This window comes from Pseudomonas chlororaphis subsp. chlororaphis (assembly GCF_003945765.1).
Classification (GTDB): domain Bacteria; phylum Pseudomonadota; class Gammaproteobacteria; order Pseudomonadales; family Pseudomonadaceae; genus Aquipseudomonas; species Aquipseudomonas chlororaphis.
In genome coordinates this window covers 997,501-1,017,660 of record NZ_CP027712.1, presented here as the reverse complement: position 1 = coordinate 1,017,660, position 20,160 = coordinate 997,501, and the positions used below count along the sequence as shown (strand labels likewise).

Annotated in this window: 17 protein-coding genes; 13 read left to right on the top strand and 4 right to left on the bottom strand. The window is 62.0% G+C overall.

The genetic code is table 11. The features are described from left to right. The first annotated feature begins 223 nt into the window (after positions 1–223). Both C4K27_RS04435 and C4K27_RS04430 read left to right on the top strand, forming a co-directional pair. A complete protein-coding gene (locus C4K27_RS04435) occupies positions 224–1,861 on the top strand; it encodes a hypothetical protein (protein ID WP_053259640.1) in 1,638 nt (545 codons plus the stop codon). Between the two features lie 13 nt (positions 1,862–1,874). Then, positions 1,875–2,066 (top strand): hypothetical protein, encoded by a 192-nt coding sequence (locus C4K27_RS04430; protein ID WP_053259639.1) that lies wholly within the window; start codon positions 1,875–1,877, stop codon positions 2,064–2,066. 143 nt (positions 2,067–2,209) lie between these two features. Here C4K27_RS04430 and C4K27_RS04425 read toward each other — a convergent pair whose 3' ends face one another. The 4 genes from C4K27_RS04425 to C4K27_RS04410 form a co-directional block, all read right to left on the bottom strand. After that, the gene (locus tag C4K27_RS04425; RefSeq protein ID WP_053259638.1) at positions 2,210–2,959 is read right to left on the bottom strand and encodes a FadR/GntR family transcriptional regulator; all 750 of its coding nucleotides are present in this window, start codon (positions 2,957–2,959) and stop codon (positions 2,210–2,212) included. Between the two features lie 67 nt (positions 2,960–3,026). Beyond that, complete coding sequence (locus C4K27_RS04420) at positions 3,027–4,754, bottom strand: ABC transporter ATP-binding protein/permease (RefSeq protein ID WP_053259637.1); 1,728 nt, start codon at positions 4,752–4,754, stop codon at positions 3,027–3,029. Positions 4,755–4,851: 97 nt separating this feature from the next. After that, positions 4,852–5,412 carry a response regulator transcription factor gene (locus tag C4K27_RS04415; protein ID WP_009046975.1) on the bottom strand — a complete coding sequence of 187 codons (561 nt, stop codon included), beginning with the start codon at positions 5,410–5,412 and terminating at the stop codon, positions 4,852–4,854. Next, entirely contained in the window at positions 5,405–6,667 is a 1,263-nt protein-coding gene (locus tag C4K27_RS04410) for an ATP-binding protein (protein WP_007927040.1), read from the bottom strand. Before C4K27_RS04410 ends, C4K27_RS04415 begins: the two co-directional genes overlap by 8 nt. Positions 6,668–7,067: 400 nt before the next feature. Here C4K27_RS04410 and C4K27_RS04405 point away from each other — a divergent pair, with 400 nt between their 5' ends. From C4K27_RS04405 to C4K27_RS04355, 11 genes are all read left to right on the top strand, one after another. Next, positions 7,068–7,784 (top strand): SIMPL domain-containing protein, encoded by a 717-nt coding sequence (locus tag C4K27_RS04405; protein WP_007927039.1) that lies wholly within the window; start codon positions 7,068–7,070, stop codon positions 7,782–7,784. A gap of 236 nt (positions 7,785–8,020) precedes the next feature. Next, positions 8,021–8,584: a cupin domain-containing protein gene (locus tag C4K27_RS04400; RefSeq protein WP_009042163.1), complete on the top strand. Its 564-nt coding sequence runs from the start codon at positions 8,021–8,023 to the stop codon at positions 8,582–8,584. A gap of 261 nt (positions 8,585–8,845) precedes the next feature. Then, positions 8,846–9,283 (top strand): hypothetical protein, encoded by a 438-nt coding sequence (locus C4K27_RS04395; RefSeq protein ID WP_053259636.1) that lies wholly within the window; start codon positions 8,846–8,848, stop codon positions 9,281–9,283. A gap of 113 nt (positions 9,284–9,396) precedes the next feature. Continuing rightward, positions 9,397–11,022 (top strand): ABC transporter substrate-binding protein, encoded by a 1,626-nt coding sequence (locus C4K27_RS04390; protein WP_053259635.1) that lies wholly within the window; start codon positions 9,397–9,399, stop codon positions 11,020–11,022. Between the two features lie 305 nt (positions 11,023–11,327). Next, the gene (locus C4K27_RS04385; protein WP_053259634.1) at positions 11,328–12,929 is read left to right on the top strand and encodes an ABC transporter substrate-binding protein; all 1,602 of its coding nucleotides are present in this window, start codon (positions 11,328–11,330) and stop codon (positions 12,927–12,929) included. A 172-nt stretch (positions 12,930–13,101) separates the two neighbouring features. Next, positions 13,102–14,502 carry an OprD family porin gene (locus C4K27_RS04380; protein WP_053259633.1) on the top strand — a complete coding sequence of 467 codons (1,401 nt, stop codon included), beginning with the start codon at positions 13,102–13,104 and terminating at the stop codon, positions 14,500–14,502. Between the two features lie 81 nt (positions 14,503–14,583). Further along, a complete protein-coding gene (locus tag C4K27_RS04375) occupies positions 14,584–16,179 on the top strand; it encodes an ABC transporter substrate-binding protein (protein WP_053259632.1) in 1,596 nt (531 codons plus the stop codon). 74 nt (positions 16,180–16,253) lie between these two features. Further along, the gene (locus C4K27_RS04370; RefSeq protein WP_053259631.1) at positions 16,254–17,264 is read left to right on the top strand and encodes an ABC transporter permease subunit; all 1,011 of its coding nucleotides are present in this window, start codon (positions 16,254–16,256) and stop codon (positions 17,262–17,264) included. Positions 17,265–17,275: 11 nt separating this feature from the next. Then, a complete protein-coding gene (locus C4K27_RS04365; protein WP_007927027.1) occupies positions 17,276–18,202 on the top strand; it encodes an ABC transporter permease subunit in 927 nt (308 codons plus the stop codon). Between the two features lie 10 nt (positions 18,203–18,212). Next, a complete protein-coding gene (locus C4K27_RS04360; RefSeq protein WP_009042158.1) occupies positions 18,213–19,181 on the top strand; it encodes an ABC transporter ATP-binding protein in 969 nt (322 codons plus the stop codon). After that, positions 19,181–20,152 (top strand): peptide ABC transporter ATP-binding protein, encoded by a 972-nt coding sequence (locus C4K27_RS04355; RefSeq protein WP_053259630.1) that lies wholly within the window; start codon positions 19,181–19,183, stop codon positions 20,150–20,152. The genes C4K27_RS04360 and C4K27_RS04355 overlap by 1 nt, the downstream gene beginning before the upstream one ends. Positions 20,153–20,160: the final 8 nt, after the last annotated feature.

The window sequence follows — 20,160 nt, the reverse complement described above, 5'->3', positions numbered from 1 at the left end:
CTGGGACGCACATTGTGATGAAAAACACATCAGCCTTGGCCGAAGTTGTAAGTCATCGTACAACTTAAAAAACAATCGTCAACAGCAATTCGTCAGCCATCGCCAAAATACGCGGCAAAAAATACCTGCTTGACGAGTCAGGATTTTGCTTTATGCTCGCAATTAACTGTATATACATACAGTTAATTTCTTGAAATACCTACGACATATCAAGGAGCTAGAAATGTCAGGTCTACACACTCAGCAGCGGGAACAGCTGCAGCACAAAAGCCAGGTCGTTGCCGATCTGGACAGCCTTTTCAGCGAACGCGGCATTGCCATTTCCGGTGATGGCGACCACCTGGTGCTGATCGCCGACGGTCATCACACCATCAAGTATCACCAGCCCGGGCTCCTCCCCGCGGCACCGGGCAAAAACCTCAAGGCCCTGCCCCAGCTGCGTTTCGAGGGTGGCGAGCACACCGCCATCGGCGATGCCACCCTGCTGCGTTTCGTCAAGGACGCCCCCGGCGTTCCAGCCTGGCAGGTCGAATTGCACCTGCCCAATGGCCTGGCCCTGACCTACGGCCAGGTGGTGGCGCTGGGCGGCGATTTCTATGGCATCCCCGACCAGCCGATCTGCGAAGGCGCGACGCCGGTGGATCGTTTGCAGCGTTTTACCGCCGCGTTCAACTCCCTCGCCGTGTTGCCGGCGGCCAAGGACGAGGCGAAACAGATTCTCGCGGTAATGCAGAAGGAAATCGCCGCCGCCAACCAGGCGCTCAAGGACGGCAGGCAACCTCACGAGGCCTATGACGCCCTGGGAGATACGTTGTCCGAAGAGTGGAACAAGATCACCGGCGGCGGCAGCTTCGCCTCGGCGCTGTTCCCCCTGGGCCGCTACCTGAAGCTGGCGGCCAACAATGCCGACCATTTCGGCGAGTGGGCGCTGCTGGCCTATATCGCCGGGCACACCGCGGCCCTGCAGCAGGCGGTACTGGCGCACAAGAACGCCGACGAAAAGCAGCTGGAACTGGCCTACGCCATGAACGCCTTCGCCGATCACTTCCTCACCGACCTGTTCTCCGCCGGCCATGTGCGGGTACCGCGCAAGCAACTGGCGGCGGTGGTCACGCCGAGCGATCTCGGTTCGCTGATCACCCGCTTCATGCACGACGAGGACAGCAAGTTCGGCCTCAACGTCAGCAACGCCCAGGGCGACCGCTGGCATGCCTATGGCGACAAGCGTTATTTCGACACCCTCGACAGCAACAACCGCAAGCAGGTCAAGTTGGCCGTGCAACGCTCGGCGGACGAAATCTTCGAAAGCTACCTCAGCGGTGCGGCCCCGACGCCCGGCAACTTCACGGCGCTGAAGCTGTTGCCGGACCTGAACGCGGCGAAGAGCGGCAACTTTTCACCACTGTTCGTGATGCAGGGCGACAAGGTGCTGCGACGCAGCGACGTGAACAACCTGAACGACACCAAGACCATCGACAACTGGTGGGGCTGGAGCACCTACCTGCTGCTCAAGGACTACAAGCCCAACAAGCCAGCGGGCTACCTGGAAGCACCGACGCTTGCCCCGAGCATCCAGGCCGATGGCTGGCAGAGCCAGACACCCAGCGAACCCAACTGGCTGCCCGGCAATGCCGTGCGTTATGCCTTCAGCTACACCAACGGTTTGAACGAGTCGTACATCGGCCCGTGGTCCGCCTACGCCGAACTGAGCGAGCGCTTCCAGCCGACCCTGAATGTGCCGGTGGACACCAGCGGCGGTTCCAGCGGACGTAACATTTTCCGCCAGTTCCGCGGTGGCTCGCCGGAGCTGATCGCCTCGATCGACAAGACCGCCACCACTTACATCGACCGCAATGCCTGATAAGGACATCGACATGGCTATCAATCTGACTCTAGCACTGGCCTCGGGCCAATCCCTGCAGGGCGCGCCCCTGGAACTGCTGGTCAACGGCTCTCCCGTCGCGCGGGCAACCGTCGACCAGCAAGGGCATGTGACCTTCAATGCCAAACCCGGCGCCGGGCAACTGGCCGTGAGGGTGGATCGCTCGATTCTCAAAAACCGCTAAAAGCATCGCGGGCAAGCTTCGCTCCTACCGAAGACCAGCAGTGTTTCTGTGGGGGCGAGCGGGCGGCGATCCGACTTGCCCGCAATAACGGCACGATAACCTGACACAGGCGCCCAACCTCCCCGGTCTGGCGCCTGTTGCGCTTATCCGCGCTGCGCCTCTGCCTCTTCATGGGCATGGCGCAGCCGTTCGCGGCTGTTGGTCAGGTGCAGACGCATGGCCGCCCGGGCCGCGTCCGAATCCTGGCGGGCAATGGCTTCATAGATTTCTTCATGCTCGCGGCTCAGGCGGCTCATGTAGTGCTGCTGATCGTCGTGAGCCAGGCGTGCCGAATTCAGGCGGGTGCGCGGAATGATGCTGGTGCCCAGGTGGGTCATGATGTCGGTGAAATAGCGGTTGCCCGTGGCCAGGGCAATCTGCAGGTGGAACTGGAAATCCGAGGCCACCGCATCGCTGTCGTGGGCCGCGCTTTCATTGAGGGCATCCAGCGCCGCCCGCATCGCCGCCAGTTGCTCGCCGCTGCGCCGCTGCGCGGCCAGTCCGGCCGACTCCACTTCCAGACTGATGCGCAGTTCCAGGATCGCCAGCACATCGCGCAAGGTCACCACGGTCGCCGGATCGATCCTGAAGCCGCTCGGGCTTGGCGTGTCGAGCACAAAAGTGCCGATACCGTGGCGGGTTTCCACCTGGCCGGCGGCCTGCAAGCGGGAAATGGCTTCGCGCACCACGGTCCGGCTGACGCCATGGGCCTCCATGATCGCCGACTCGGTGGGCAACTTGTCACCGCGCTTGAGCTGACCGTCGCGAATCTGCTCCGACAGCACGGTCACCAGCTCCTGGGCGAGGCTACGGCGCTTGCGTGGAAGGCGGGGCGCCGTGTTCTGGTTGTCCATGGTGAAGTTCTTTCTCCGAAAACTGATGACGCATCATAGCTCAGCCGGGTTGTACGATCACTGTTGACTACACCGTCACCGCCTGGTCGACCAGATGCCCGCGCTCGATGCGGATGTGCCGCGGGTGGAAACGCTTGAGGCTGCTGCGATGCCCGACGCTGACAATGCTCAGCCCCGGCAACTGGTCGATCAGCGCCTGGTACAGGGTCGCCTCGTCTTCTTCGTCCATGGCCGAGGTGGCCTCATCCATGTACAGCCATTGCGGCGCATAGAGCAACGCACGGGCAAAGGCCAGGCGCTGCTGCTCGCCCGGGGACAACATGCGCTGCCAGTGATTGCTCTCGTCCAGGCGAGACACCAGGTGCGGCAACCGGCAGGTTTCCAACACCTGCACGTAACGCTCCTGCGGGTAGGTGTCGCCCGACTGTGGATAACTCAAGGCTTCGCGCAGGCTGCCGATCGGCAGGTAAGGCTTTTGCGGCAGGAACAGATAACGCTCGGCAGGCATGCGAATGCTGCCGTGACCGGCCGGCCAGAGCCGCCCCATCGCCCGCAGCAGGGTACTTTTGCCACTGCCGGAACGGCCGCTGAGCATCAGGCGCTCACCGGGGGTCACGGTCATTTCGGCACCGGCCAGCAGGTGCCGGCCGTCCGCCAGGTCCAGGCCAAGGTTATGCACCTGCAGGGTTTCACCCTGGCTCTGCACGTCGATGGCTGGCGCGCGCTCTTCGTTTTCGCTCATGGCCTGGCGGAAGCTCAGCAGCCGGTCGCAGGTGGCGCGCCATGCCGCAAGCTCGGAATAGGCGGTGATGAACCAGCTGAAGTTCTCCTGGACGTTGCCGAATGCCGAGTTGATCTGCATCAGCTCGCCCAGTTCGATCTTGCCCGTCAGGTAACGCGGGGCCGCGACGATGAAGGGGAAAATGATCGCGATCTGGCCGTAGCCCGAGGTGAAGAAGGTCAGGCGCTTGGACACTTTCATGATGTCCCAGAAGTTGTGCCAGACCATGCCGAAGCGAGCGCTGAGGCGTTTGTTCTCATTCGGCTCGCCGTCATACAGGGCAATGCTCTCGGCGTTCTCCCGCACCCGCACCATGGAAAAACGCAGGTCTGCCTCGAAACGTTGCTGGTTGTTGTTCAAGCCGATCAGGCGTCGACCGATCAAGTGGGTCAGCCAGCTGCCGACGGCGGCGTACACCAGGGCGCACCAGAACATGTAGCCGGGAATGGTGTAGCCGAAGACTTCGATACTGCCCGACACGCCCCACAGGATGATCGAGAACGACACCAGGCTGACCACGGTACGCAGCAGGCCCAGGGCGAGCCCCAGGGTATTGCTGGTGAAGCTGTTGAGGTCTTCGGAAATCCTCTGGTCCGGGTTATCGGTGTAGCCGCCCTGCTCCAGCTGGTAGTAGTTCTTGTGGCCCAGCCAGCGGGCGAAGTGTTTTTCCGTGAGCCAGGCCCGCCAGCGGATGGTCAGCATCTGGGTCAGGTAGAGCCGGTAGACCGCGGCCAGGATGGCCACCGCGGCAATCCCACAGAAATACAGGATCAGCTGCCAGAACGCCGCTTCGTCCTTCTTTTGCAGGGCGTTGTAGAAATCCTTGTACCAGCTGTTGATCCACACCGAGATCGCCACGCTGAACAGGGTCAGGGCCACCACCGCGCACAGCAGCAACCAGGCCTTGCCCTTCTCCTCGCTGCGCCAGTAAGGCGTAGTCATTTCCCAGACACGACGGAAAAACTGCCCGCGCACAGCATCGTTGACCGCGGAATACTCAGCGTTCTGATTCATCATCAAGGCTCGATTGGGATAGGGACAAGCATCGAGCCGATCATAGAGGATCGGCTCGCTTTTTCACTTGCCCTGAGGACATTCGTTCAGTCGCGGTTCAGCGACGAACCGGGCGCTTCTGCAACTTGCGCTGCAGCGTTCGGCGGTGCATGCCCAGGGCACGGGCAGTGGCGGAGATGTTGCCTTCATGTTCGGTCAGCACCCGCTGGATGTGCTCCCATTGCAGGCGGTCCACCGACATCGGGTTTTCCGGCACCAGGGTGTCGAGGTCGGCGTGCTCGGAGAGCAGCGCGGCCAGTACGTCGTCGGCGTCCGCCGGTTTGCACAGGTAGTTGCAGGCGCCGCGCTTGATCGCTTCGACCGCGGTGGCGATGCTCGAATAACCGGTGAGGATCACCACGCGCATTTCCGGATCGAGCTCAAGCAGCTTGGGCAGCAGCACCAGGCCGGAGTCGCCGTCCATCTTCAGGTCCAGCGCGGCGAAGTCCGGCAGGTCCTGCTGGGCGAGGGCCAGGCCTTCCTCGGCGGAACCCGCGGTGCTGACGCGAAAGCCGCGACGGCTCATGGCCCGCGCCATCACCCGGGTGAAGGTGGCGTCGTCATCCACCAGCAACAGATGCGGCAGTTCTTCGCCTTCGACTTGGATTTCGTCACTCATGTTGGTCTCCTCGGGCGCCGTGGGGCAGGCGCAGCTCGGTGAGCGTGCCGCCTTCCTCATGACTGTAGAGTTTCACTGAGCCGCCGGCGCGTGTCACGCTGGCTTTGCTCAAAAACAGGCCCAGGCCGAAACCTTTGCCCTTGGTGGTAAAAAACGGTTTGCCGATCTGCTCGGCGATGGCCAGCGGCACACCGGCGCCGTGGTCACGAATACTGATGGTCAGGTTCTCGGCGTCCCAATCCAGCTGGACTTCCAGCCCTTCCGGACAAGCATCGGCTGCATTGTTCAGCAGGTTGAGCAACGCCTGGGTCAGGTCCGGCGGCGGCGCCAGCCGCGGCATCGTGCCCTTGCCCAGCAATTGGAAGCGGTAGCTGGCTTCGGGGCGCATCAGGTGCCAGCGGTTCAGCGCTTCGTCGAGCCAGACGGTGACATCCTGCATCTCCACCGCCAGCCGGCGGTTGGCCTCGGCGGCGCGCACCAGTTGCTGCAGGGTTTCCTTGCACAGTTTGACCTGGTCCTGGAGCACGCCCAGGTCATCTTGCAGCATTGGGTCGAGGTGGTCCTGGCGCATTTCCTTGAGCAGTACGCTCATGGTCGCCAGGGGCGTTCCCAGCTCGTGGGCGGCGCCAGCGGCCTGGGTCGCGACAGCCAGCAACTGCTGGTCGCGCAGGCCCTCTTCGCGGCGGATCGCCCGTAGCTCCTCCTGCCGCCGCAGCTCCTCGGCCATTCTCGCGGCGAAGAAGGTGATCACCGCCGCGGCTAGGGCGAAGCTCAGCCACATCCCGTAGATCTGCAGGTTCTCCCGGGCGATGGGGAAAGTCTGCAGCGGGTAGAACTGCGCCAGCAGCAAGGTGTACATGGTCAGCGCGATACCGGAAAGGACCACCGAATAGCGCCATGGCAAGGTCACGGCGGCGATTGTCAGCGGCACCAGGTAATAGGAGACGAAGGGGTTGGTCGAACCGCCGGAGAAATACAACAGGGCGCTGTGGATAAACAAATCACAAGCCAGTTGCACGGCATATTCCAGCTCGGTGACCGGCCACGAGGTGCGCAGGCGAATGGCGGTGAAGGCGCAGAGGATCAGCGACAGGCCCAGGGTGACGGCCAGTTGCAGCCAGGGCAGCGGTAGCAGGTCGAACCAGTAGGCGAGCCCCACCGAGCCGGCCTGAGCGGCCAGAACCAGGATGCGGATGAAAGTCAGACGCCAGAGGTTCTGGCGAGTGGCGGAAAGCAGTTGTACGGGGGCGAGCATGAGCTCTCCTGATGAGCGCTCCAGGCGGATCGCGACGAGTATAACCAAGCAGCGGCCCAGACAGGCAAAACTGCGGCAAACCGCCACAGTCTTGGGCAATGGCCAGTCGCGGGCAAGCCTTGCCTGCAAAAACACCACCTGCCTGTAGGAGCGAGGCTTGCCCGCGATAGAGCGCAAAGCGCTCGCCATCCCCATCTCAGAGTCCGGCTCGAGAACAGATTACGACTGCTGCGCAGTCGAGCGCAGGCTTCGCCAGCGGCTACAAAAACCTCCGTAGTTGGCGTTGGGTAATAGATGTATAGAAGTTGTTAACGGACCGAACCAGACAATAAAAGCTAGAGTCTGATGGTTTCACGCAGGCTGGGACCCAATACCTGCGGACCGCACTCAAGGAGTTTTCATGCATACATTCAGTCGCAGCGCCGCCCTTCTCGCCCTCAGCGCCGGCACCCTCGCCAGCCTGCCGGCCCTGGCCGCCGATGAACTTCATTACAACCAGATCTCCCTGCGCGCCGAAGTCAGTCAGGAAGTGGCCCGCGACCTGATGATCGTCACCCTCTACAGCGAATCGCAGAACGCCGACCCGGCCAAGCTCGCCGCGGAAATCACCACCACTATGAACAAGGCCCTGGGCCAGGCACGCCAGGTCAAGGACATCACCTTGCGCCAGGGCAGCCGCAACAGCTACCCGATCTACGACACCAAGGGCCAGAAGATCACCGGCTGGCGCGAGCGCGCCGAACTGCGCCTGGAAAGCTCGGACTTCGCCGCGCTGTCCAAGCTCACCGGCGAACTGCTGACCGACCTGAAGATGGGCGGGATGGATTTCGCCATCGCCGACCCGACCCGCAAGGCCAGCGAAGACAAACTGCTCAAGGAAGCGGTCGATGCCTTCAAGGCTCGTGCGCAGCTGACCACCGAAGCGCTGGGAGGCAAGGGCTACAAGATCGTCAACCTGAACCTCAACAGCAACGGTTATCCACAACCGTATCTGCGCGGACCGGTGATGATGAAAGCCGCGGGCATGGATGCGGCGCCGGTCACTCCGGAAGTCGAGGCCGGCACCAGCCAGGTCAGCATGACCGCCGATGGCTCGATCGAAGTCCTGATGCCGTAACGTTTTCCCTGCCCGTCCCCAAAAAAACGGCGGTGACCTCCAGCACCAATGAGGTTACCGCGTTTTTTTGCTACCCACTGTTTCAACCCAGCCTGAGGGACTCGCCTTTTTTTGGAGTGGAGGGGGTGAACTCGGCCACATCGGTGATGCTAAAGTTACGGCCCCCGGTATGGCGCCTATCAGACGTCATTGACGTCCACCGGGTATACTGCGCCTTTCCTATAAGAGTCTCTCCAATGACCGCAGACCGCATCGGCGAACGCCTGCGTCGCTATCGCCGCGCCGCCAAGAAAACCCTGCGTCAGATCGCCAGCGAATCCGGTCTGACCGCCAGTTTCCTCTCCCAGGCGGAACGCAATCTCACCGGAGTCTCGATCTCCTCCCTGGTCAACATTGCCAAGTCCCTGAACGTTCCGCTGAACGCCCTCTTCGACCAGCCGACCCAGGCACAACCCGACTCCCACGACGGCAAGCGGGTGCGCTACACCATCGAAGGCCAGCCCCTGTCCTACGAGCGGCTGTCCAGTTCCTTTCCCGGCAACCTGATCAACGCGGTGAAGATGAACATACCGGTGGGCTACCAGTCGGAACTGATCTCCCATGATGGCGCCGAGTTCTCCTACGTTCTTTCGGGGCAGATTGTCTACACCATCGAGGGGCAGCAGTACCCCCTCGGCGCCGGCGACTCGGTGCACTTCGACTCGACCAAACCGCACTACCTGGCTAACGCTGGCAACGGCCCGGCAGAAGTATTGACCGTCACGACCATGGGCCTGTTCGACGACCATTCAGCGGCCTGAACCCGCCCCGTGGCCGCCTGCGCAACCTCACAGACACCCCGTGCGCAAGAGAAATGTTAGTCACGCTTAATTTTCGTTGACAACGATTTCAGCATGACTTAATTTCGGCATCGGCGAATCGTCAATCAACCCACAACAAAGCGATCGCCATCGCCGCACAGGGTCCATGGGGCTGCATCCACTCCCCATAGAAGGCGAGTTGCCCCGGCCCACAAGGCCAATCCTCAGATATGCCCTAGAAAAAGAAAAAATGAGGTTTGCATGCGTAAGACCTTTCCGCTCCAGGTTTGGCAGACAGCGAGGCTGATCCTCGGCATCCCACTGTCGCACGCCACCCGCAACCTCCACAGTGACAACTTCACTGCGAGCCACAATATCAACGCCGCCGACGATGTGCTGTGCATCCGCCATCGCCTGCAAGGTCCCGGGCATCCGTTCTCCACGGCCTCCCTCACCAAGCCGTCCTACTTCATCCGGTCAACCCAATGCGCCAAACACTTGCGCCAGGCAGGCATGGACAGGCGGCTCAACCAGAAGCCGGTCGACACCTGCCCCATCGACGCACCAAGCGGAGGCACGACTCGCTCCGGATGCCCCGTAAGAAGGCAACCCATGCACCAGAAAAAACCAGCGCACACGGTCAAATGCGCCAATATTTATACAAATGCGTCATTCCTGTACGTTCGTTCCACTCCTTGATACTTGTGACGGCCCCGCATCTTGCATTGGGTATGGGGCCTGCATAAGTATCGGCGGGTCGACTCATAAGGTCGCCCTCTACACCAAAAATGACAACAAATCATGAGGCAACCATGTTCAAACAAGCAGTCATTCCGCTTTTAGTCAGCGCCGGCTTGCTCGCCAGCGCACCCTTCGCCCAAGCGGCGACTAACCTGGTGTTCTGCTCCGAAGGGAGCCCGGCCGGTTTCGACCCAGGCCAGTACACCACCGGAACCGACTTCGACGCCTCAGCAGAAACCCTGTTCAACCGTCTCAGCCAGTTCGAGCGTGGCGGCACCGCCGTCGTTCCTGGCCTGGCGACCAGTTGGGACATTTCCGACGATGGCCTGACCTACACCTTCCATCTGCGCGATGGGGTGAAGTTCCACACCACGCCGTATTTCAAGCCGACTCGTGATTTCAACGCCGACGACGTGCTCTTCACGTTCAACCGCATGCTCGACAAGGACATGCCGTTCCGCAAGGCGTACCCCACCGAATTCCCTTACTTCACCGACATGGGGATGGACACCAACATCACCAAGGTCGAGAAAGTCGACGACAAGACCGTCAAGTTCACCCTGAAAACCGTAGACGCCGCGTTCATCCAGAACCTGGCGATGAGCTTCGCCTCCATCCAGTCCGCCGAGTACGCCGACCAGCTGCTCAAGGAAGGCAAGCCGGGCGACATCAACCAGAAGCCGATCGGCACCGGGCCGTTCGTGTTCAAGAGCTACCAGAAAGACTCCAACATCCGTTACACCGGCAACAAGGAGTACTGGAAGCCTGAAGACGTGAAGATCGACAACCTGATCTTCGCCATCACCACCGACCCGTCGGTACGCATCCAGAAGCTGAAAAAGAACGAATGCCAGGTCACCCTGTTCCCGCGCCCGGCCGACCTCAAGGCCCTGGGCGAGGACAAGACCCTCAAGCTGCCGCAGCAAGCCGGCTTCAACCTCGGCTACATCGCCTACAACGTGATGCCTGTGCTCAAGGGTCGCACCGACGCCAACCCGCTGGCCGACCTCAAGGTCCGTCAGGCGCTGGACATGGCGGTGAACAAGCAGCAGATCATCGACTCGGTCTACCAGGGCGCGGGCCAGCTGGCGGTCAACGCCATGCCACCGACCCAGTGGTCCTATGACGACACCATCAAGGATGCCAAGTACGACCCCGAGAAAGCCAAGGCGCTGCTCAAGGAAGCCGGCATCAAGGAAGGCACCCAGATCACCCTGTGGGCCATGCCGGTGCAGCGTCCGTACAACCCGAACGCCAAGCTGATGGCTGAAATGCTGCAGTCCGACTGGGCGAAGATCGGCCTGAAGGTCAACATCGTCAGCTACGAATGGGGCGAGTACATCAAGCGTTCCAAGGGTGGCGAGAACCAGGCGATGATCATCGGCTGGAGCGGCGACAATGGTGACCCGGACAACTGGCTCGGCACCCTGTTCGGCTGCGACGCCATGAACGGCAACAACTTCTCCAAATGGTGCGACAAGCCGTACGACGCACTGATCAAGCAAGCCAAGGCCACCCCGGACGTGGCTAAACGCACCGAGCTGTACAAGCAGGCGCAACACCTCCTCAAAGACCAGGTCCCGATGACACCTATCGCCCACTCGACGGTGTTCCAACCCATGCGCGCCAACGTTCAGGACTTCAAGATCAGCCCCTTTGGCCTGAACTCGTTCTACGGCGTCAGCATCAGCAAATAAGGGTCTGCAACGGCGACGTCAGCTGACGTCGCCGTTGCCTTACCTGCCAGGACTGCCGGAACTCGAACGCTCTTCCTCTTGCTGCGCCCCATCGTGGTGAGTACGGGCATTTCGGAAGTTCCTTACATGTCTTTCAGGCTCTTTGGCATTTACTACCCATGCGGCGACCCCTACCGTCAAAGCATGGAGTGGTGCATCCATTGCCCGGCATTTGCTGCAAGCGAGACTTGGGATCAATGACATGACCGCCTCCGGATGGGGCGACTGCTCATCGATCAAAACAATAAAAAGGGAGAGGGATCGTCATGCGTCATTCCCTGGTTTTATCCGCCCTGCTGGGCACCGGTCTGTTGACCGCAACCTCCGCCAGCCTGGCGGCCGGCAACAGCCTGGTGTTCTGCTCCGAAGGCAGCCCGGCCGGTTTCGACACCGCGCAATACACCACCGCCACCGACAACGACGCGGCAGAGCCGCTGTACAACCGCCTGGCGGAGTTCGAAAAAGGCGCGACCAATGTGGTGCCGGGCCTGGCCACCCGCTGGGATATTTCCGCGGACGGCCTGCAGTACACCTTCCATCTGCGCGAGGGGGTGAAGTTCCATACCACGCCGTACTTCAAGCCGACGCGTGATTTCAACGCCGACGACGTGCTCTTCACCTTCAACCGCATGCTCGATCCCGAGCAGCCCTTCCGCAAGGCCTACCCCACCGAGTTTCCCTACTTCAACGGGATGAGCCTGAACAAGAACATCGCCAAGGTCGAGAAGACCGGGCCGTTGACCGTGGTGATGACCCTGAACTCGGTGGACGCCGCGTTCATCCAGAACATCGCCATGAGCTTCGCGGCGATTCTCTCGGCCGAATATGCCGACCAGTTGCTCAAGGCCGGCAAACCCAGCGACATCAACCAGAAGCCGATCGGCACCGGGCCGTTCGTGTTCAAGAGCTACCAGAAAGACTCGAACATCCGCTACACCGCCAACAAGCAGTACTGGGACCCGAGCCGGGTCAAGCTCGACCAGCTGATTTTCGCCATCAACACCGATGCCTCGGTGCGCGTGCAGAAACTCAAGGCCGGCGAATGCCAGATCACCCTGCACCCGCGGCCGGCCGATGTCGAAGCGCTGAAAAAAGACCCGAAACTGCAACTGATCGAAAAGCCCGGCTTCAACCTCGGCTACATCGCCTACAACGTTCGCCACAAGCCCTTCGACCAGCTCGAAGTGCGCCAGGCGCTGGACATGGCGGTGAACAAGCAGGGCATCCTCAACGCCGTGTACCAGGGCGCCGGCCAGCTGGCGGTCAACGCCATGCCGCCGACCCAGTGGTCCTACGACACCAGCATCAAGGACGCCGCCTACAACCCGCAAAAGGCCCGTGAGCTGCTCAAGGCCGCCGGGGTCAAGGAAGGCACGGAAATCACCCTCTGGGCCATGCCGGTGCAACGTCCCTACAACCCCAACGCCAAGCTGATGGCCGAAATGCTCCAGTCCGACTGGGGCAAGATCGGCCTGAAAGTGAAGATCGTCAGCTACGAATGGGGCGAGTACATCAAGCGCACCAAGAATGGCGAGCACGACATCAGCCTGATCGGCTGGACCGGCGACAACGGCGACCCGGACAACTGGCTCGGCACCCTGTACAGCTGCGACGCCATTGGCGGCAACAACTACTCCATGTGGTGCGACCCGCAGTACGACAAGCTGATCAAGCAGGCCAAGATCGTCACCGATCGCGAACAGCGCACGGTGCTCTACCAACAGGCCCAGCAGTTGCTCAAGCAGCAGGTACCGATCACCCCGGTCGCCCACTCGACGGTCAACCAGCCGTTGAGCGCCAAAGTCGAAGGATTCAAGGTCAGCCCCTTCGGCCGCAACGTGTTCTCGGGCGTCAGCATCGACCAATAAATGATTAGCCAGGCCGCTGGGGGCGATATTCGCCCCCACGCAAATCTGTTGCCTGAATTCGGCGATCAAGCCTCATGCAAACGTTTGCGATGCCTTGAATGAGTTGTAAAGCAAAAGCCGGTCAACCCAAAAAGACCGGCATAAAAATAAAGAAAGCAAAGGAGCTTCACCCATGAAACCGAGCAACACCGCGTTACTGGCCCTGGCCATCAGCAGCATCACGGCCATGGCCCATGCGGAAAGCGTGAGTCAGGAATTCGTTCCGACCGAGCTGAACGGCACCAGCGCCCAGGCGGAGGCCAAGGGCTTCGTCGAAGGCCAGAGCCTGTCGGGCACGACCCGCAACTGGTACGCCAACGAGCTGAAGCGTCGTGACGACCGCTTCTCCTACAACCACAACGGCCAGCCGACTTCGACCCCACGCCGGATCAACTGGGTCCAGGGCACCATCCTCAACTACAGCTCGGGCTTCACCGAAGGTACTGTCGGGGTCAGCACCGAGGTGGCCGCCTACAACGCCATCGCGCTGGATCGTGACCGCAAGGACATCGCCGGCAAGAACAACCGTACCCTGACCCACTCCGACGGCGACGCTGTCGGCCAGTGGAGCAAACTGGGCCTGGCCAACGTCAAGTTCCGCGTCTCCAACACCACCCTGACCGCCGGTCGCCAGAACTTCAGCACGCCGATCGTCGACGTCATCGGCAACCGTGCCCTGCCTTCGAGTTTCGAAGGTGTGAGCCTGCACAGCGAAGAGTTCAACAACCTGTCGTTCGATCTGGCCGGTTTCGATCGCGTTTCGCCGCGTACCGAACAGAGCCTGTCGAAATTCCGCACCGAGTATTCCGCCACTGGCGTGGAAACCGACAAGGTCTACACCGCAGGTGTGAACTACCAGCCGTTCAAGAGCCTGAAAACCAGCCTGTATGGCGCCAACGTCAAAGACTTCTGGAACCAGTACTACTTCGGCGCCACCCACGAGCTGGGTGACAGCCAGGTACTGAGCCTGACCACCGGCCTGAACTACTACAAGACCGTCGACGAAGGTAAGAAGTTGATGGGCGAGATCGACAACGACACCTACTCGCTGTCGCTCGGCCTGACTCACCAGGCCCACAGCCTGACCTTCTCCTACCAGCAAGTGAACGGTAACGAGTACTTCGACTACCTGCATGAAACCAACGGTATCTACCTGGCCAACTCCCTGCTCTCGGACTTCAACGGCCCGAACGAGAAGTCCTTCCAGATCGCCTACGGTCTGAACATGGCCGAATACGGCGTGCCAGGCCTGAAGTTCAACATCTACTCGGCACGCGGCTGGGGCATCGACGGTACCCACTACCGCGGCACCGCCTACACCGACCCAGGCGCCCAGCGCGGCGACCTGAGCCTAATGGATGGCGAAACCCACTACGAATACGGTATTGGCGCGTCTTATGCAGTCCAGAGCGGTCCGCTGAAGGCAACCGCGATCCGGGCGACCTACACTACCCACCGCGCCAGTGAAAACCAGGCCGACGGCAACATCAACGAGTTCCGCCTGGTCACCACCATCCCGTTCAAGATTCTCTAAAAAACACATCGGCTGGTTGGCGAATTCATGACGAATTCGCCAACCAGCTACTCTGGTTCAACCGATTGCAGAGGGTTCTAGATGAAAATGCTTCCCCTGAAAGCGGCCATCGCTGCCGCACTGCTGAGCGTCGTCGCAGGCGTCTCGGCCAAGCCCTTGGTGGTCTGTACCGAAGCCAGCCCGGAAGGCTTCGATATGGTCCAGTACACGACTGCAGTCACTGCCGACGCGGTGGCGGAAACCATCTTCAACCGCCTGGTGGACTTCAAGCCCGGCACCACGGACATCGAGCCGGCCCTGGCCGAGTCCTGGGAGATCAGCCCGGACGGCCTGATCTACACCTTCCACCTGCGCAAAGGCGTCAAGTTCCACAGCACCGATTACTTCAAGCCAACCCGTGAGATGAACGCCGACGACGTGCTCTGGAGCTTCCAGCGTCAGCTGGACCCGAAACACCCGTGGCATGACAAGTCCAGCGTGGGCTTCCCCTATTTCGAGAGCATGGGTTTCAAGGAACTGCTCAAAAGCGTCGAGAAAACCGACGACCACACCGTGGTCTTCACCCTGACCCGTCGCGAAGCACCGTTCCTGGCCGACGTGGCCATGGCCTTCGCCTCGATCTTCCCGGCCGAATACGCCGACCAGTTGCTCAAGGCCGGCAAGCCCGGCGAACTGAACAGCAAGCCGATCGGCACCGGCCCGTTCGTCTTCCAGCGCTACGCCAAGGACGCCCAGGTGCGGTTCAAGGCCAACCCGGACTACTTCCGTGGCAAGCCGCCGGCCGACGCGCTGATCCTGGCGATCACCACCGACAACAACGTGCGCCTGCAGAAGCTCAAGGCCAACGAGTGCCAGGTCGCCCTGTATCCGAAGCCGGACGACATCCCGAGCATCAAGGCCGACACCAACCTGAAGGTCGACGACCTGGCCGCCATGACCGTGGGCTACGTGGCCCTGAACACCACCAAGAAGTACATGAGCGACCCGCGTGTCCGTCAGGCCATCAACATCGCCTTCGACAAGGAAGCCTACGTCAATAGCCTGTACGGCAAGGGCAACGCGGTGGTCGGCACCGGCCCCTACCCGCCGACCCTGCTGGGCTTCAACACCAGCCTGGGCAACCCGGCCCGCGACCTGGACAAGGCCCGCGCCCTGATCAAGGAAGCCGGCGTGCCGGAAGGCACGGTCTTCACCCTGTTCACCCGCAACGGCGGTGGCCCGACCAACCCCAACCCGCTGCTCGGCGCACAGATGATGCAGTACGACCTGGCGAAGATCGGCCTCAAGATCGATATCCGCGTCATGGAATGGGGCGAGATGCTCAAGCGCGCCAAGAACGGCGAGCACGACATGGTTTCCGCCGGCTGGGCGGGGGATAACGGGGACCCGGACAACTTCCTGACCCCCAACCTCAGTTGCGAGGCCGCCAAAAACGGCGAAAACTACGCTCGCTGGTGCAATAAAGCGTTCCAGAGCCTGATCGATCAGGCCCGCGCCGAATCCGAGCCGGCCAAACGGACCGCACTCTATGAACAGGCCCAGGATATTTTCGACAAGGAACAACCCTGGATCCCCATGGCCTATCCGAAAATGTTCACGGCAATGCGCAAGAACGTCGAGGGCTACCACCAGAGTCCCCTGACCACCAACAACTTCGCTACCACCCAGGTGAAGTAGATAAGAAACGCCCGGCATCCCTGACCCCAGGGATTGCCGGACACGCCTAACCGGCTGATGAGGTACACCAGAAGATGTTTAGTTTTATTGCCCGCCGTGTGGGGTTGTTGATTCCCACATTCTTCGGCATCACCTTGCTGACGTTCGCATTGATTCGCATGATTCCCGGCGATCCCGTGGAAGTCATGATGGGCGAGCGCCGGGTCGACCCTGAGATGCATGCCCAGGCAATGGAACGCCTTGGTCTGAACAAACCGCTGTATGCGCAGTACCTGGACTACATCGGCAAACTCGCCCAGGGCGACCTGGGTGAATCCCTGCGTACTCGCGAGAGTGTGTGGAGCGAGTTCAGCTCCCTGTTCCCGGCGACCCTGGAACTGGCCTCGGCCGCGATGCTGTTCGCTGCCGTGATCGGCCTGCTGGCCGGGGTGATCGCCGCGCTGAAACGAGGATCCCTGTTCGACCACGGGGTGATGGGCATCTCCCTTGCCGGCTATTCGATGCCGATCTTCTGGTGGGGCCTGATCCTGATCATGTTCTTCTCCGTGAGCCTGGGCTGGACCCCGGTTTCCGGGCGGCTCGACCTGCTCTACGACATCGAGCCGAAAACCGGCTTCATGCTTATCGACACCCTGCTGGCCGATGACACCGGCGCCTTCTTCGACGCCCTGCACCACCTGATCCTGCCGGCCATCGTGCTTGGCACCATTCCGCTGGCGGTGATCGCGCGGATGACCCGTTCCTCGATGCTCGAAGTGCTGCGCGAAGACTACATCCGCACCGCCAAGGCCAAGGGCCTGTCGCCGGCGCGCGTGGTGTTCGTGCACGGCCTGCGCAACGCGCTGATCCCGGTGCTGACCGTGGTCGGCCTGCAAGTCGGCACCCTGCTGGCCGGCGCGGTCCTGACCGAAACCATCTTCTCCTGGCCCGGCATCGGCAAATGGCTGATCGAAGCCATCGGCGCCCGGGACTACCCCGTGGTGCAGAACGGCATCCTGTTGATCGCCTGCCTGGTGATCCTCGTCAACTTCGTGGTGGACATCCTCTACGGCTTTGCCAACCCACGCATTCGTCACCAGCGCTGAGGACAATACTCATGAGCACTCCAACCTCCTCAGTAGCCGTATCCGCCGTGGCCGTGGATCAAAGCCTGCTGTACCCGTCGCCGTACAAGGAATTCTGGCAGGCGTTCTCGCGCAACAAGGGCGCGGTGGCCGGCCTGTTGTTCATGCTGCTGGTGATTTTCTGCGCGATCTTCGCGCCCTGGGTCGCCCCGCATAACCCGAGCGAGCAATACCGCGACTTCCTGCTGACCCCGCCGGTCTGGCTCGAAGGCGGCCAATGGCAGTTCATCCTCGGCACCGACGAACTGGGCCGCGACCTGCTGTCGCGCCTGATCACCGGTTCGCGCCTGTCGCTGCTGATCGGCCTGTCGTCGGTGGTCATGTCGCTGATCCCGGGCATCCTCCTGGGCCTGTTCGCCGGCTTCTTCCCGCGCCTGCTCGGCCCGACCATCATGCGTCTGATGGACATCATGCTGGCCCTGCCGTCCCTGCTGCTGGCCGTGGCGATCGTCGCCATCCTCGGCCCAGGCCTGATCAACACCGTGATCGCCATCGCCGTGGTGTCCCTGCCGTCCTACGTGCGCCTGACCCGCGCCGCGGTGATGGGCGAGCTCAACCGCGACTACGTGACCGCCGCGCGCCTGGCCGGTGCCGGCCTGCCGCGCCTGATGTTCATCACCGTGCTGCCCAACTGCATGGCGCCGCTGATCGTCCAGGCGACCCTGAGCTTCTCCTCGGCGATTCTCGATGCCGCGGCCCTGGGTTTCCTCGGTCTTGGCGTCCAGCCGCCCACCCCTGAGTGGGGCACCATGCTGGCCTCGGCCCGCGACTACATCGAACGCGCCTGGTGGGTGGTGAGCCTGCCCGGCCTGACCATTTTGCTCAGCGTGCTGGCAATCAACCTGATGGGCGACGGCCTGCGCGATGCGCTGGACCCGAAACTCAAGAACGCCGCCTGAGGAGATTCCCATGTCACTGCTAGAAATCAAGAATCTCAACGTGCGCTTCGGCGACGCCCAGGCCGTTCCCGTGGTGGATGGCCTGGACCTGAACGTGGACAAGGGCGAAGTCCTGGCCATCGTCGGCGAATCCGGCTCCGGCAAGTCCGTGACCATGATGGCGCTGATGGGGCTGATCGAGCATCCCGGCATCGTCACCGCCGACGCCCTCAGCTTCGACGGCAAGGACATGCTCAAGCTCAGCGCCCGGCAACGCCGGCAGATCGTCGGCAAGGACCTGGCCATGGTGTTCCAGGACCCGATGACCGCGCTGAACCCGAGCTACACCGTGGGCTTCCAGATCGAGGAAGTGCTGCGCCTGCACCTGAAGATGTCCGGCAAGGCGGCCCGCAAGCGCGCCATCGAACTGCTGGAAAAAGTCGAGATCCCGGGCGCCGCCAGCCGCATGGACGCCTACCCGCACCAACTGTCCGGCGGCATGAGCCAGCGCGTGGCGATTGCCATGGCGATTGCCGGCGAGCCGAAGCTGCTGATCGCCGACGAACCGACCACCGCCCTGGACGTGACCATCCAGGCGCAGATCATGGAGCTGCTGCTCAACCTGCAACGCGAGCAGAACATGGGCCTGGTGCTGATCACCCACGACCTGGCGGTGGTCGCCGAGACCGCCCAGCGCGTGTGCGTGATGTACGCCGGGCAAGCGGTGGAAGTGGGCCAGGTGCCGGAGTTGTTCGACATCCCCGCCCATCCCTACACCGAAGCGCTGCTGGCAGCGATTCCCGAGCACAGCATGGGCGCCGCGCGCCTGTCGACGTTGCCGGGCATCGTTCCCGGTCGCTACGACCGTCCGCAAGGTTGCCTGCTCTCGCCGCGCTGCCCGTACGTGCAGGAAAACTGCCGCCAGCAGCGTCCAGGCCTCGATCCGAAAGCCGCCAGCCTCGCCCGCTGCTTCTACCCGCTGAATCAGGAGGTGGCGTAATGGCCGTCGTTCTTACCGCCCGCAACCTGACCCGTCACTACGAAGTGTCCCGCGGCCTGTTCAAGGGCCACGCCACCGTGCGCGCCCTCAACGGCGTGTCGTTCGAGCTGGAAGCCGGCAAGACCCTCGCCGTCGTCGGCGAGTCCGGCTGCGGCAAATCCACCCTGGCCCGGGCCCTGACCCTGATCGAAGAACCGTCTTCCGGCTCCTTGAAAATCGCCGGCCAGGAAGTCGCCGGCGCCGACAAGGCCCAGCGCAAGCAACTGCGCAAAGACGTGCAGATGGTGTTCCAGAGTCCCTACGCCTCGCTCAACCCACGGCAGAAGATCGGCGATCAACTGGCCGAGCCGCTGCTGATCAACACCCAGCTGTCGGCCAGCGAGCGACGGGACAAGGTCCAGGCGATGATGAAGCAGGTGGGCCTGCGCCCCGAACATTATCAGCGCTACCCGCACATGTTCTCCGGCGGCCAGCGCCAGCGTATCGCCCTGGCGCGGGCGATGATGCTGCAACCGAAAGTGCTGGTGGCGGACGAACCGACCTCGGCCCTCGACGTGTCGATCCAGGCCCAGGTGCTGAACCTGTTCATGGACCTGCAGCAGGAGTTCAACACCGCCTATGTGTTCATCTCCCACAACCTGGCGGTGGTGCGTCACGTCGCCGACCACGTGATGGTGATGTACCTCGGCCGGCCGGTGGAAATGGGCCCGAAAGAGGACATCTACACCCGTCCGCTGCACCCTTACACCCAGGCGTTGTTGTCGGCCACGCCGACCATTCACCCGGACCCGGACAAGCCGAAGATCAAGATCGTCGGCGAATTGCCCAACCCGTTGAACCCGCCATCCGGCTGTGCGTTCCACAAGCGCTGCCCATACGCCACCGAGCGTTGCAGCAGCGAAGAGCCGGCCCTGCGCCTGCTCGACACCCGCCAGGTGGCCTGCCACTACGCCGAACAGTTCCTCGGCTGAGCCGGCAA